Here is a 13,184-nt window from a genome sequence, read left to right as displayed (position 1 = left end):
TGTGGAAGACGCGCCGAAACGAATCGCTTTTCTGGCGAAGCCAGCCCTTGCATACCGCTTATCCACAAAAAAACGCAACACCTCTTGCGCTTCCATCGTCAACAGGCCCCATATGCCAGGCATGGAACTGTCCTTACCCCTGACCCTCACCTTGTTGACCCTGTTTGCCGCCCTGACGGTTGCTTCCGGCTGGCTGGGCGCGCAGCCGCCCGATCTGCGTAAGGAAAACCCGCGGTTAATTCCGTGGCGCTTCATCATGCTCCTGACAGCGACGGTGACCATCTTCTTGATTATCCACGCCCTTACCGTACTTGGCTTGAAGACTGAAACCCAAGCCAGATATTAATGCAAAAAGCCCCGGCTCTGACGAACCGGGGCTTTGAAGATTTCAGTCGCTTTTCCGGGTTTACAACCGATTTGGTCTTTCCTGCCGTTTATTGGACAAATCCGCCGACACCGCCATCAAACACCATCGTCGAAGAATACAAAGCCGAGGACTGCTTTGCGACTTCGCGTTGCGCCATATAGTTTTCGGTGGTGGTGAGCATCAGTATCTTGATACCGGCTCCGAACTTGCGCAGCAAGGAGCGTTCATTGCAGTCGCGGGCAGCGAGTTGCACCTTGCAGCGCACTTGGCCGCCTTCGTGCCATAGGGCTTCGCCCTTGCGGCAGTCATAGGACTTGCCTTCGCCGCCTTCCTTGTCGCGCAGCGTGTAACGCATCTTAGTCCCAGCTATGCAGCGATAGACCTCACCGGCATAGGCACCGGCGACGTCCTTGCCGCCGAAGACCTGAGAGGCCGGGTGCGGAACGCCCTTATCGTCGATACACGCCGCCTCAATGATCATGACGCGGGTCGAGCTGCGCGACGCCTGATAGGACTCCATGGCGCGCATTTCGCCACCTTCGACGTTCAGCCCCATGGTCGAAGGAATGCCCTGAGCCTGCGACCAGTTGCCATAGCCGCCTCCATAATAGGCCGCCCCCGAGCCCGCACCGTTGAAGGCACCGGGGCCCCAGGCGCGCGCATTAGCATTGGCGCTAGCATTCACGTTCACATTGACGTTGACATTACCACCGCCACCGCAATAACCGCCACCGCAGGGCATGTTAGGCTTGCCGGGATGGGTCGGGGGGCTTGGTGGCGGGGGCGGCGCGCAGCCGCTGTTGCAGCCCGCGCCGGCCAGGGCCGCGCTGGCCGTCATCATCATGCCGAGCCCAAGCAGGGCGGCAAAGGTTTTTGCAAAGCTAACGCGCATATCACGCTCCTGAATATCTGGGGCAGGCTGCCCGTTCAGGGCTGCCGCTCGATGATCTGTGGTCCGCAAGGATTTCCGGTATTGCGCCACTCTGGCACAAGGAAAACCCGTTCTGTCAGACCTAAAGCAAATTCCGTACCGTCTGGGTCAGGCCACGGATCACCAAAGTCCCTGGTATCGCAAAATCGAAGGTCGCTTCAGTCTAATACCCGGAGCCGGGCGACCTTCAAATCTAAAAACGATACGAGATACAATAGGTTCCTGGTGTCCTAGCACAACCACCTTGCCCTAATATTAAGCGTAGCCCCATCTCTGGGAACCTCTTTCCCCCTTAAGGCGGCGTGTCATCGGCTTTTTTCCAAAAAAGGTGCCTATTGCCGGGCCAAAGGCGTCCAAAGGCCGACTTTTTGCTGCGAAAGCCGCAAAGGAGGCCCCGATGGCTCACAATGACACAGGGATGTTTCTTTCCTACTGGCAGGCGCTGCGTCGCAAGGCCGGTCAAACGCCGCTGCGCAAGGCCTTCGATCCGGTGCAACTGACCTCGCTCCTGCCTTCAGTCTTCCTGCTCACGGCGCGCGACGGGTTTCGTTTTCGTCTGGTCGGTGAGCGCGTCGAACGATTACACGGTACACACCTGAAGGGCCTCCCTATTAGCCATCTGTTCGGCGAATCGCACAAGGCCCTGACCGTGGCCGCCCTGACCCTGGCGCGCCAGCGTGAGGGGGCCCTGCGTCTGAAAGTTGGCGTGCCACTCGACATGAGCGACCTTACCGCCGAACTTATACTGGTCCCGCTGCGTGGAAGCGACGGTCTAGTGGATCGCTTCGCGGGTATCTATGGCCTGCACGGCGGCTGGCCAACCCACTTCGCCGAAACCCACCCGCTCGATATCAAGGCCCCGCTGGCGGGCCCGCTAAGCCTTCACGCGGCCCAAATCGAGGACTCGCAGACCGAGGTGCTCAGCGCCCATACGCGCCTGATCGTGCTCAATGACCGCCGCGTAGCCTGAGCCCGGAGCGATAGCGACAAACTTAGTTTCAGAGTGGGATGATTTCGTTTGGAAGCATTCCGCTGAAGCGCGTCTTTTCGTCTATTGAATTTTTAGTCGTCTCAGGCGACGCTTTGTGCTTTACGCAGAGGCGCGCATGACCGACGACGAATACGAAGCCGAGCTAGCCCGCTTACAGGTGGCTCTGGTCGATGCCCAGATCTGGGCCCAGGCCGAAGGCAAGAAGATCTGCATCGTCTTTGAAGGCCGCGACAGCGCCGGTAAAGACGGCGCCATCAAGCGCATTACTGAGCATCTGTCGGTACGTCAGACGCGTATCATCGCCCTGCCTAAGCCTTCTGACCGCGAAAAGAGCCAATGGTGGTTTCAGCGCTATGCCGAACACCTGCCGGCCGCGGGGGAGTGGGTGATCTTCAATCGCTCCTGGTACAATCGCGCGGGGGTCGAAAAGGTAATGGGCTTTTCCACGCCACAGGAGCAGGAGATATTCCTGCGCGATGTGACGCCGTTCGAAACCATGCTCGATGACGCCGGTATCATACTGATCAAGCTGTGGCTGGATATCTCGAAGAAAGAACAGAAGGCCCGGTTGGACGACCGTCGCGCCGACCCGCTGAAACGCCTGAAGGTGTCACCACTCGATGCGGTGGCTCAGGAAAAGTGGGACGCCTATTCCGCTGCGCGTGACGAGATGCTGCGCCGTTCACACCATGCGGGCGGTCCCTGGACCTGCGTCAAAACCGATAAGAAGAAGGATGCCCGCCTTAACACGATCCGCCACATTCTTCACAGCCTCGGCTGTCCCGCCTACTCCCTCGACGTGCCCGCTCCCGACGCCGACATCGTGTTTGGCTATGACAAGGTCATCGCAGGGGAACGAGAGTTGTTTAAATAGACGAGTGGGTCCCCCCACCACCAATAAAAAAACGCTCCATTGAAAACCCATGGAGCGCTTTAAACATATGGGGTTTGGGGCCTGTGGCCCCAAATCTTTATCCCTTACACATTCACACCGCGGGTGGCTTCCGAGCGCTTTTTGAGCAGGGTATCAAAGGCGTCCCAAACGCCTTCGCCGCCGGTCCACGAGCCCTTGGTCGCGGCCTTGGAGTATTCGGTGGCGCGGGCTTCGAAGAAGTTGGCGTGCTCGACGCCTGACAGCAGAACCTGGAGCCACGGCAGCGGGTTTTCCTGCACGCCGAACACTTCGGGCAGTTCCAGCTGGCGCAGACGCCAGTCGGCAATGTAGCGGATATACTGCTTGATATCGTCCGGCGTCATACCCTCAACCGGGCCCATTTCGAACGACAGATCGATGAACTTGTCTTCGAGGCCGACCACGGTCTTGCAGCAATCGACGATGTCGTCGGCCACGGATTTGGTCACCGCGCCGGTTTCCTTGTTAAAGGCATGGTAGAGCTTGATGATGCCTTCGCAGTGCAGGCTTTCGTCGCGCACCGACCACGAGACGATCTGCCCCATCCCCTTCATCTTATTGAAGCGCGGGAAGTTCATCAGCATGGCGAAGGAGGCAAACAGTTGCAGGCCTTCGGTAAAGCCGCCGAACATGGCGAGCGTGCGGCAGATATCGGCATCCGTATCGACGCCAAACTTCTGCATGAAGTTGTGCTTGTCGCGCATGGCCTCGTATTCCATGAACGCGCCAAATTCGGCTTCGGGCATGCCAATGGTTTCAAGCAGCAGGGCGTAGGCGGCGATGTGCACAGTCTCCATATTGGCGAAGGCCGACAGCATCATCTTGATTTCGGTCGGCTTGAACACCCGACCGTATTTTTCCATGTAGTTGTCCTGAACCTCGATGTCCGACTGCGTGAAGAAGCGAAAGATCTGGGTCAGCAGGTTGCGCTCATTGTCGTTGAGCTTCGAGGCCCAGTCCTTGACGTCCTCACCCAGCGGCACTTCTTCGGGAAGCCAGTGCACCTGCTGCTGCTTTTGCCAGAAGTCGAAGGCCCACGGATAGCGAAAGGGCTTATAGGCAATAGAGGGGGTAAGCAGGCCCGCCTTGGGCTGGGCACCGGGGATGATGAGGCTCATGGCATGACTTCCGAATCGACACTGAACTGAGGGCCATATCACCACACTTTGTAGTTAACACCAGATGAATATCTACATCTTGTGTGGGCACAATGTCGCGTCTGGGGATAATTGGCCGCGCGGGTGAGTCGCCCAACGCGCGTGTACCATAACACAGGCGAGAGGGGACGCAGGAGTCCCATTCTGGGATTTTAACCCGCAATCCCTCTTACGGGCGCCGCGGTTTGACAGATCATCCGCCTTTAAGGCTGTTCCAGTCGCGGGCCGGGGGGGCGGAACCGGCGGGTTTCAGCGAGGCCTGAAGCCAGGCGAGGTTTTTATCCGCCACATCCGGCGGCAGGTCCTGCCGCAGCAGTTTTTCCGCCTCGGCCAGCTTGCCCTGCATGCCCAGCACCAGCGCCAGGTTCTGACGCACCTGAACGGAGGCACCGGGCAGGGTGACGGCGCGGCGCAGGATCGTTTCTGCCTGCGCCAGATCACCGTTGCCCGCCTTGTACATGGCCTGATTGGTGAGGACGGCCGGATTGTCCGGCGACAGGCTAAGCGCCTTGTCCCACATGGTCAGGGCCTCTTCGCCGCGCTTGGTCTGATCATAGGCTACCCCCAGCAGCGACCAGGCGCGCCAGTCATTGGGTTTGAGCGTTGTGGCGGTTTGCAGCGGGTCGATAGCGTAGAAGGCGTCGTTGTTAGCAATGTGGCCACGCGCCGCGGCCAGCAGGGCGTCGTAGTTTTGCGGCGCGAACAGCAGGACGCGGTGCGCCGTATCGGCGGCTTCCTTGGGGTTGCCCAGCGCGCGCTGGGCATCCGACAGGGCCAGTCCAGCCTCGACGTCGGTCGGGTCGTTGGCAAATTCCCGGTTGAAGAAGGCGGCCCGCCCCAGCGGGTCCATACGCATGGCGGCTTCGCGGTCGGCCTTGCTGGCCCTGACCGGTTTTGGCGCTGCCGGTGTGTCCACCACCTTCACCGATTTCAGGCCCGGCTTGTCCGCCGGCTTGGTGTCTTCGCCAGCGAGCGCGGGAAAGGCCAGCAAACCGCCGGCAAGCAACAGAACGGCGAGACGTGTCATGGCACACCCTGAGACGGCCGGAGGCGTTCTGGCCTCGCATAAACAAATAAGACTTTAAGCTTTGATTCAGACCCCTAAATATATGGTTAAACCTAATCTGTACTGACGAGATTATCGCGATGCCCAAACCCCTGCCCAACCCGCCCGCCGCCAAGTCTCAAAACGTTATTTTTGGCCTGTTTGAGGACGAGGTTGAGGCGGCGCTGGCGGCGCTTGAGGTCACGCAGGCAGCCTTCCTTCGAGCGCGCGGCTTTACGGGCAAGGCGGGCGCGCTGGTCGTGCTGCCGGTAACGGGCGGTCTGGCGGCGTGGTTCGGTCTGGGTGTGCGCAAGACCTATAATCCCCTGTGCTTCCGCGCTTTGCCCGGACAGTTGCCGTCCGGCGTGTGGCGGCTGAAGGCCGATGCGGGGCTGGATCGCAAGTCCATCCATGTGGCGTTTCAACTGGGTGCTTACGTCTTTGACCGCTACAAGGCGGCCAAGGCCTTACGCGACGAGGTGCGGCTGGATGCCGGCGACCTCGACGCTGAGGCGCGCGACGCCATAGCGCTGGAGGTTTCAGCACACGATCTGGTGCGCGATCTGGTCAACACGCCCGCCAATGATATGGGCCCCGCGGAGATTGAAGCGGCGGCGAGGTCGCTGGCCTTAGAGTTCAACGCGCAGATCAGCGTCATTACCGGTGATGCATTACTGCGCGAAAACTTCCCGGCGGTGCACGCTGTGGGCCGAGCGGCGGTCGAGGCCCGCGCCCCGCGCTTTATCGAAATCGACTGGACCCCGCAGGTCGAGGATATTTCCGATGTCCGCAAGCCGGTCATCGTGCTGGTGGGCAAGGGCGTGGTATTTGACACCGGCGGTCTGAACATCAAGGGCGGAGCCGGCATGGCCCTGATGAAAAAGGATATGGGCGGGGCGGCTCACGTGCTTGGTCTGGCCCGCCTGATCATGGGGGCCAATCTACGCGTGCGGTTGCATGTTTTGATCAGCGCCGTCGAAAACGCCATCTCCGGCGACGCCTTCCGGCCGGGCGACATTATTGCTTCGCGCGCGGGGCTGTCGATTGAGGTCGGAAATACCGATGCCGAAGGGCGGTTGATTCTGGCCGACGCCCTGACGCGGGCGGCGGAACTGTCGCCCGATCTGACGCTTGATTTCGCCACCCTGACCGGAGCCGCACGCGTAGCGCTGGGGCCTGAAGTCATCCCCTTTTACACCGATGACGAAGAGATAGCGCGTCGGCTGGAGGTAGCAGCCATTGCCGAACACGACCCGCTGTGGCGGATGCCGCTTTGGGCCGGGTATCGCGACTCGCTGGACTCAGACATCGCCGATCTGCGCAATGATCCGCAGGGCTGGGCGCAGGCCGGTTCGGTCACAGCCGCCCTTTTTCTGCAAAAATTCGCGCCTATGGCCGGAGCGTGGGTGCACTTCGACCTCTATGCCTGGAACCCGCGCGGGCGTCCGGGCTTCCCCGTCGGGGCCGAGGCCCAGACCCTGCGCGCTGTCTTCCGCCTGATCAGGGGGCTTTGATAATCTCCGCCCTGACGCACGTGCCATTAACTCCACATTCGCATCTTTGCGCTATGGTGTTGCTCTAAGCCTTTCTCTGTTAAGACTTTTTTACGAAGGTTAAGCAGGTGAAGAGGCATGATGGTGAGTTAGAGGCAGCAGAATGGCCCACGACGATTTCGACCCGCGCATGACGCCGTTCAAGGACGGCAAGGCCGATCAGCGCCTTCAGGGGCTGATGCGCGCCGAAACCTTTGTCGTTGGCGAAACTCTAGCCTGCGCCGCACCCGTCAGCGCCATCCGCGCCGCTCCCAGCGACAGCGCCGAGCAACTGGATCAAATTCTGTTCGGTGAGCGCTTCCGCGTCATCGAACGTTCCCGCGACTATGTGTGGGGTCAGGCCCTGCGTGACGGCTATTGCGGCTATGTGCGCGAAGCCGATCTGTCGCGCGACTGGTACGTCCCCACCCATTACGTTTCGACCCTGCGCAGCTATGTGTTTGCCGAGCCGAACCTCAAATCACCTATCGTCTGCGCGCTTAGCCGCAACGCGCTGGTGAGCGTGATCGGCGAAGACGGCAATTACGCTCAGGTCAATGATCTGGGCTGGATCTACCGCGCCCACCTCTCCGACTTTACGGACTTCGGCCACGACTATGTCAGCGTCGCCGAAACCTATCTCAATGCGCCCTATCAGTGGGGTGGCCGTGAAAGCGAAGGCCTCGACTGCTCCGGTCTGGTGCAGCAGGCGCTGTACGCGATCGGTCAGGCCTGCCCGCGCGATTCGGATATGCAGTCGCAAATGGGCGAGGCACTGGAGATCGGAAGCGACCTGAAAGGGCTCTATCGCGGCGACCTGGTGTTCTGGAAGGGCCACGTCGCCATTATGCGCGACGAAGACCACATCATCCACGCCAACGGCCACCATATGAAGACGGTCATCGAGCCGCTGCGTGAAGCGGTTGATCGTATCGAAGCGGCGGGCGTCGGACGGCCGATCGCCTTCCGCCGTCTGTAAGAAATCAAAAGTCTGATGCAAAAAAACCCGCCGTCTCCGGCGGGTTTTTCTATGTTCAGATTACTTCGCCGGGGCGGCTGCCGCAGAGGCCGAAGCCGGCCCTGTGGGCAACGGCCCCCCGGCAGTCGAACCGCTTGGCGGCGTCGCCACCGCGCCTTCTTTGGGCGCGGGCTGAGTCGGAGCGGTACCGGCGGCCGGGGCCGCGCCCGGCTGACGCGACGGATCGGGGGCGGGGATCGCCAGGGTCGAACCCTTGGAATGCAGATAGGCGATCAGGGCAATGCGTTCTTCCGGCTTCTTGATACCGGCAAAGCCCATCTTGGTACCCTTGACCCACTTCGCCGGGTTGGCGAGGAAGTGATAAAGCTGATCGTAGGTCCAGGTCGGCGCTTCGGCGGCGTGCGCCTTCATGCCATCAGAATAGGCAAAGCCCGGATGCGAGGCCGTCGCACGGCCCACGACGCCCCACAGGCCCGGCCCCGTCATATTGGCATTGGCCGGCTCGACATTGTGGCACGATACGCACTTGCCGAAGACCTTTTCACCGGCGGCCACATCGGCGGTCGGCAGCACTGTGCCCCAGTCCGGATCGACTTCAACTGCAGCAGCCCCGCCACCGGCCGGCGCTTCGGCCACTTCGACGGCGTAGCCAGGCTTTGCCGGCGGCTCGGTGTGGTAAAGCGCATCGACCCCGACGCGCGCGACAACGATAACCAGCGCGGCCGTAAGGCCCGCTGCCATGATCTTGTTAAACTGAAGATTACCGCTCATGCCGCCTCTGACGTCCCGACTCTATATCCCAGCGTTCAGCCGCCTATTTGACCGGAGGACCCAGTGGGGTCAATGCCGGGTAGCAGCCCTTTATACCTGTTCTCTGACACGAAAAGGCCTCATTAGGCAAGCCGCCTTTCGCGCGGCAAAGCGTCCTCAGGGCTTCTGTGTCAAATCGTCGCAGAGCGACCAAAGCCGCCTGCGCACCCGTTTGCCTCTAAGCCAAATCGCGCCCTATTTCCAGCGCTAGATGGAAATGACTTCAAGGTGAAGGGATATTTCGCTCTAATTTCTTGTTTCGCCGTCTGTATTTCAAAAACTGCCTTTCGCTTTTTGACATGAGGCTTTACGCCGGAACCCTTGAAAAACGGCGGAAAGACAGGCACAGACAGCGCTTTCTGTTGCTCAGGGTCTCTCTGCCATGACCGCTTCCCGAAAGATCGCCTATCAGGGCGAACCCGGCGCCTTCAGCCATCAAGCCTGCCGCCGCTGGTTCCCCGATTATACGCCGACCGCCTTCCCGACCTTTGAGGCGGCCTTTGCAGCGGTGGCGGCGGGCGAGTGCACTCTGGGCATGATCCCGGTCGAAAACGCGCTCGCCGGGCGGGTGGCCGACGTGCACCACCTCCTGCCGCATTCGGGTCTGAAGATCATCGGCGAGCGCTTCCTGCCCATCGAAATGACCCTGATGGGCACGCCCGACGCCGAACTGTCGGATATAAAGGTGGCCTTTTCGCACACCATGGCCCTGATGCAGTGCCGCAACTCTTTGAACGCTTTGGGTATCCGCCCAGAAATCTATCACGATACCGCCGGCGCGGCCCGCCGCCTCAGCGAGACGCAGGAGCGCGAGCGTGCCGCCATCGCACCGGAAATCGCAGCGGAACTTTATGGCCTGAAAATCCTGCGCCGCAATCTGGAAGACGCGCACAATAACACCACGCGCTTTCTGGTCCTCAGCGCGCAGGCCGAAGTGTCTGACCCCGCAGAGGCCGAGCGCGTCCTGACCAGCTTTGTGTTTGGTGTGCGCAACATCCCGGCGGCGCTGTATAAGGCGTTGGGTGGCTTTGCCACCAACGGGATCAATATGATCCGGCTGGAAAGCTATATCCGCGACGGCATCTTTGCCTCGACCTTCTTCTATGCCGAGGTCGAAGGCCGTCCCGGCGACCGTCTGCTGAAACTGGCCTTTGAGGAACTGGCCTTCTTCGCCGAAGAGGTGGAGCTGCTGGGCGTGTATGCCATGGACCCCTTCCGCGCCTCGCAGGGGGTGTGAGCCTGCCTATACCGCGCCGGTGATGGTAAGATACATCTCGCCTGCCTTGGGGCAGTCTCATGCGGTCCCCCTCTCCGGCATAGCCGGGGAGGTATAGTTTAAGGCAGCTTGGTCCCTTCGCTGACAGACTTATGCACCGCAGGCACGGTTTCCGGCACGATGGGGCCGGTAATCTTGTCAATAACCACGCCGTTCGCGCCGACAATAAAGGTCTCCGGCACGCCTGAAATCCCCAGATCAAGCCCCATCTGCCCGTCTTCGTCGGACAGTATGCGCGCGTAGGGGTTGCCGTGCTTTTCGATAAAGCTCAGCCCGTTGATCGGCGTGTCCTTATGATCGATGCCAATAATGATGACGCCCTTGGCCTTCAGATCCATCAGATAGGGATGCTCGGCCAGACACGGCGTACACCATGAGGCGAAGACATTGACCAGTACCGGCTTGCCCGACGCGCGCGCGATCGCCGGCAAAGAGACCAGAGACCCGTCGTAAAGATCGGTTAGTTGGCGCGCCGGCAGCGGCTTGCCGACCAGTTCCGCCGGGGCGTAGTCGGTCTTTTTATGGAAATTGTACCAGCCGAGCACGGCGAGAAGCCCCACCAGCAGGACCAGAGGCGCGGCCAGCAGAAGGCGCTTCATGCGTCCACCTTCTGGGCCTTTTCGGCAGCCAGAGTCTCCTGCAACGCTCTGAGCTTCCTCGCGCGTTCACGATGCGCGCGCACGCTCAACACGGTCAGGCTGAGCAGGGCCAGCGCCGTCACGCCGTAGCTGCCCCAGACGAAAAAGGCATATTTGCCCATATTCAGATCCATCAGGCCCCTCCTTCACGGAAGCCGAGACGCGCCCGCAGGCCGTAATATTTTCGGCTCAGGATTTCCGTGTCGATGCGGATCAGCCACAACCACACGAACAGCGCCTTATAGGCCAGCGCCATCATCAGCAGCGGCCACAGCATAGCCGGGGCGACGGTGGGGCCGCCCGGCCGGAAGACCGAGGCCCCCTGATGCAGGGTGTTCCACCAATCGACTGAAAACTTGATGATGGGCAGGTTGATCAGGCCGATCAGGGCCAGAATGGCCGTCGATCTGGCCGCCCGCTGTTCATCCTCGATCGAGGCGTGCAAGGCGATATAGCCGATATAGAAGAGGAGCAGCACCAGAACCGAGGTCATGCGCCCGTCCCATTCCCACCAGGTGCCCCACATGGGCTTGCCCCACAAGGAGCCGGTGATCAGGGCCAGTGCGGTAAACACCGCACCGATGGGGGCAGCGGCCTTGGCGGCGGCATCGGCCAGAGCGTGACGGAAGATCAGACCGAAGAAGCTCGCTACGCCCATCACAAGATAGGTAAACAGCGCCATCCACGCCGCCGGGACGTGGATATACATGATGCGCACCGTGTCGCCCTGCTGATAGTCTTCGGGCGAGACGAAGCAGAGATAAAGCCCCCACACAAACAGGACGAGGCTAAGCCCCGCCACCCACGGGCGCACGGGCGCAAACACCTTCGAGAAACGTTCCGGATTGGCCAGCCAGCTGATGATCATGAGTGTCTCACATAGGCGGTTTCACGCAGAGCGACAAGTCTGTCAATTTAACGCACTGCGTAGCGCCGCGCCCATGGCGATGGGGCCCAGCGCCAGCGCAAACAGGCCGTAGGCGCAGAGTAGGCTGAGCGCCTGGGACACGGGTGCGCCGGTCACGAAGGCCTGCATCAGGCCCGCGCCGAAAATAACCGGCGGCACATAGAAGGGCAGGACCAGCAGGGCGATCAGCACACCGCCTTTACGCGACCCCAGAGTCAGAGACGCCCCTGCCCCACCGATCAGGGCAAAGCTGAACGAACCGATCAGGGCCGCCACCAGCGCCCAACCGGCCACGCCCACGGGCGCACCCAGCAGGATCATCACCACCGGCGTCATCAGTGACAGGATCAGACCTGTGCCGAGCCATTGCGCCAGACATTTGAGAAAGGCCACCCATTCGAGCGCCAGCGGCCCGGTGCGCAACAGGTCGAACACCCCGTCTTCGTAATCGCGCTCAAACAGCCGTTCCAGCGACAGAAGCGAGGCCAGCGCCAGACACAGCCAGGTCAGGCCGGGCGCGATCTTCGACAAGGTTTGCGCCTCCGGGCCGAGGCTGAGCGGCACCATGGCCATCAGGGTCAGAAAGAATCCGGCGGCCAGCACCGGCCCACCGCCGCGCGCCAGAGACAGACCCAGATCGCGCCTCAACAGGGCAAGGGAAGAAGAGGGCGTCATCTGTTTTTCCTCCCCTGCGTAGCGGGGGAGGGAGACCCCGAAGGGATGGAGAGGGCGTCACCGATCGAATGCCCCCTCCGGCGCAGACAAGCTGTGCCACCTCCCCCGCTGCGCCCAAAGGCTTGCAAGGGAGGAGAGATAACATACTCACCCATAGACCGTCTCCATCGCCGGTGCCATCAGGCGCAGTTCCCGCACCTCAAACGGCAGCGGATCATGCACGGCGCAGACAATCAGCCCCCCCTCGCTCAGATGCGACTGCATCAGTTCGGCCAGCTTCGCCCGGTGTTCGGTGTCGAGCGGCGACATGGGCTCATCCAGCAGCCAGACGGGCCGCCTGGCCATGATCAGCCGCGCGCAGGACAGTCGCCGCTTCTGCCCCGCCGACAGCATCCGTGTTTCCAGCTCCAGCAGAGGCGACAGGTTCAGCCGCCGGATCGCCTCGGCCTGTCCCGCCGCCGTGCCCCCCAGAAAGGCGCGCTGAAAGTCCAGTTCCGCCCCGGCCAGACGCCCGGGCGACAGGGCTTCGGCGTGACCGAGATAATGCGCCTGCGCCGCCACTGACTCTTCCGGATCAACGCCGTCCACATAGCGCGCGCGGCCGCCGTCGGGGCGGATAAATCCGGCCAGTGTGCGCAGCAGCGTCGTCTTGCCCACCCCATTGGCCCCGGTGAGGGCGACGCACTCACCCGGAGCGACAAAAAACGACAAGTCATTGATCAGATGGCGGTAGCCTTTTTTCAGGCTCAGCGCGTCCACCACAAGAGAGAGGGCCATCAGGCGAAAACTTCCGAACAAATTCCCCACGGCTGGGGCTTCTTCATAGACGAGTAGCCGGAAGCGGTTTAGAAGGCAATTGACCGCGCCATCGGCCGGTAACCGTGCGACCCCGGACAGGACCCTGTGCGTCCGTCAGGGCGGAACGCGCGACGCCGGTTTCAGGCCCATTGGGGGCCGCGATGT

Annotated in this window: 15 protein-coding genes; 6 read left to right on the top strand and 9 right to left on the bottom strand. The window is 61.3% G+C overall.

Going from position 1 to position 13,184, the window contains the following annotated elements:
* Nucleotide 1: 1 nt before the first annotated feature.
* Nucleotides 2-346, top strand: a complete 345-nt coding sequence (locus tag AACH73_RS01680; RefSeq protein ID WP_272739997.1) for a hypothetical protein — start codon at nucleotides 2-4, stop codon at nucleotides 344-346.
* 88 nt (nucleotides 347-434) lie between these two features.
* Here the strand turns inward: AACH73_RS01680 and AACH73_RS01675 are convergent, their stop codons facing one another.
* Nucleotides 435-1,259: a hypothetical protein gene (locus AACH73_RS01675; RefSeq protein WP_338735230.1), complete on the bottom strand. Its 825-nt coding sequence runs from the start codon at nucleotides 1,257-1,259 to the stop codon at nucleotides 435-437.
* Between the two features lie 436 nt (nucleotides 1,260-1,695).
* Between AACH73_RS01675 and AACH73_RS01670 the strand changes: the two genes are divergently transcribed.
* Both AACH73_RS01670 and ppk2 read left to right on the top strand, forming a co-directional pair.
* Nucleotides 1,696-2,268 (top strand): PAS domain-containing protein, encoded by a 573-nt coding sequence (locus AACH73_RS01670; protein WP_272739995.1) that lies wholly within the window; start codon nucleotides 1,696-1,698, stop codon nucleotides 2,266-2,268.
* Nucleotides 2,269-2,404: 136 nt separating this feature from the next.
* On the top strand, nucleotides 2,405-3,163 hold the full coding sequence (gene ppk2 / locus AACH73_RS01665) for a polyphosphate kinase 2 (RefSeq protein WP_338735229.1): 759 nt from the start codon (nucleotides 2,405-2,407) through the stop codon (nucleotides 3,161-3,163).
* A gap of 104 nt (nucleotides 3,164-3,267) precedes the next feature.
* Here ppk2 and AACH73_RS01660 read toward each other — a convergent pair whose 3' ends face one another.
* Both AACH73_RS01660 and AACH73_RS01655 read right to left on the bottom strand, forming a co-directional pair.
* Nucleotides 3,268-4,320: a ribonucleotide-diphosphate reductase subunit beta gene (locus tag AACH73_RS01660; RefSeq protein ID WP_272739993.1), complete on the bottom strand. Its 1,053-nt coding sequence runs from the start codon at nucleotides 4,318-4,320 to the stop codon at nucleotides 3,268-3,270.
* 232 nt (nucleotides 4,321-4,552) lie between these two features.
* On the bottom strand, nucleotides 4,553-5,386 hold the full coding sequence (locus AACH73_RS01655; RefSeq protein WP_272739992.1) for a tetratricopeptide repeat protein: 834 nt from the start codon (nucleotides 5,384-5,386) through the stop codon (nucleotides 4,553-4,555).
* Between the two features lie 119 nt (nucleotides 5,387-5,505).
* On the opposite strand from AACH73_RS01655, the gene AACH73_RS01650 reads away from it, so the two are divergent.
* Both AACH73_RS01650 and AACH73_RS01645 read left to right on the top strand, forming a co-directional pair.
* Nucleotides 5,506-6,918: a leucyl aminopeptidase family protein gene (locus AACH73_RS01650; RefSeq protein WP_338735228.1), complete on the top strand. Its 1,413-nt coding sequence runs from the start codon at nucleotides 5,506-5,508 to the stop codon at nucleotides 6,916-6,918.
* Between the two features lie 142 nt (nucleotides 6,919-7,060).
* Nucleotides 7,061-7,915, top strand: coding sequence for an SH3 domain-containing protein (locus AACH73_RS01645; protein ID WP_338735227.1), 855 nt, complete (start codon nucleotides 7,061-7,063; stop codon nucleotides 7,913-7,915).
* Between the two features lie 60 nt (nucleotides 7,916-7,975).
* Here the strand turns inward: AACH73_RS01645 and AACH73_RS01640 are convergent, their stop codons facing one another.
* Nucleotides 7,976-8,686 (bottom strand): cytochrome c family protein, encoded by a 711-nt coding sequence (locus tag AACH73_RS01640; protein WP_338735226.1) that lies wholly within the window; start codon nucleotides 8,684-8,686, stop codon nucleotides 7,976-7,978.
* 421 nt (nucleotides 8,687-9,107) lie between these two features.
* Between AACH73_RS01640 and AACH73_RS01635 the strand changes: the two genes are divergently transcribed.
* Nucleotides 9,108-9,962, top strand: a complete 855-nt coding sequence (locus tag AACH73_RS01635; protein WP_272739988.1) for a prephenate dehydratase — start codon at nucleotides 9,108-9,110, stop codon at nucleotides 9,960-9,962.
* Nucleotides 9,963-10,060: 98 nt separating this feature from the next.
* Here the strand turns inward: AACH73_RS01635 and AACH73_RS01630 are convergent, their stop codons facing one another.
* From AACH73_RS01630 to ccmA, 5 genes are all read right to left on the bottom strand, one after another.
* Nucleotides 10,061-10,600, bottom strand: coding sequence for a DsbE family thiol:disulfide interchange protein (locus AACH73_RS01630; protein WP_272739987.1), 540 nt, complete (start codon nucleotides 10,598-10,600; stop codon nucleotides 10,061-10,063).
* Complete coding sequence (gene ccmD / locus AACH73_RS01625; RefSeq protein WP_272739986.1) at nucleotides 10,597-10,773, bottom strand: heme exporter protein CcmD; 177 nt, start codon at nucleotides 10,771-10,773, stop codon at nucleotides 10,597-10,599. The genes AACH73_RS01630 and ccmD overlap by 4 nt, the downstream gene beginning before the upstream one ends.
* Nucleotides 10,773-11,507 carry a heme ABC transporter permease gene (locus tag AACH73_RS01620; RefSeq protein ID WP_338735225.1) on the bottom strand — a complete coding sequence of 245 codons (735 nt, stop codon included), beginning with the start codon at nucleotides 11,505-11,507 and terminating at the stop codon, nucleotides 10,773-10,775. The genes ccmD and AACH73_RS01620 overlap by 1 nt, the downstream gene beginning before the upstream one ends.
* Nucleotides 11,508-11,549: 42 nt before the next feature.
* On the bottom strand, nucleotides 11,550-12,221 hold the full coding sequence (ccmB, locus tag AACH73_RS01615; protein WP_272739984.1) for a heme exporter protein CcmB: 672 nt from the start codon (nucleotides 12,219-12,221) through the stop codon (nucleotides 11,550-11,552).
* A 147-nt stretch (nucleotides 12,222-12,368) separates the two neighbouring features.
* Nucleotides 12,369-12,998, bottom strand: a complete 630-nt coding sequence (ccmA, locus tag AACH73_RS01610; protein WP_272739983.1) for a heme ABC exporter ATP-binding protein CcmA — start codon at nucleotides 12,996-12,998, stop codon at nucleotides 12,369-12,371.
* Nucleotides 12,999-13,184 lie beyond the last annotated feature (186 nt).

It is taken from the genome of Asticcacaulis sp. DW145, from assembly GCF_037101385.1.
GTDB lineage: Bacteria > Pseudomonadota > Alphaproteobacteria > Caulobacterales > Caulobacteraceae > Asticcacaulis > Asticcacaulis currens.
The sequence above is the reverse complement of the archived record's forward strand: the minus strand, read 5'-3'. Positions and strand labels throughout refer to the sequence as shown.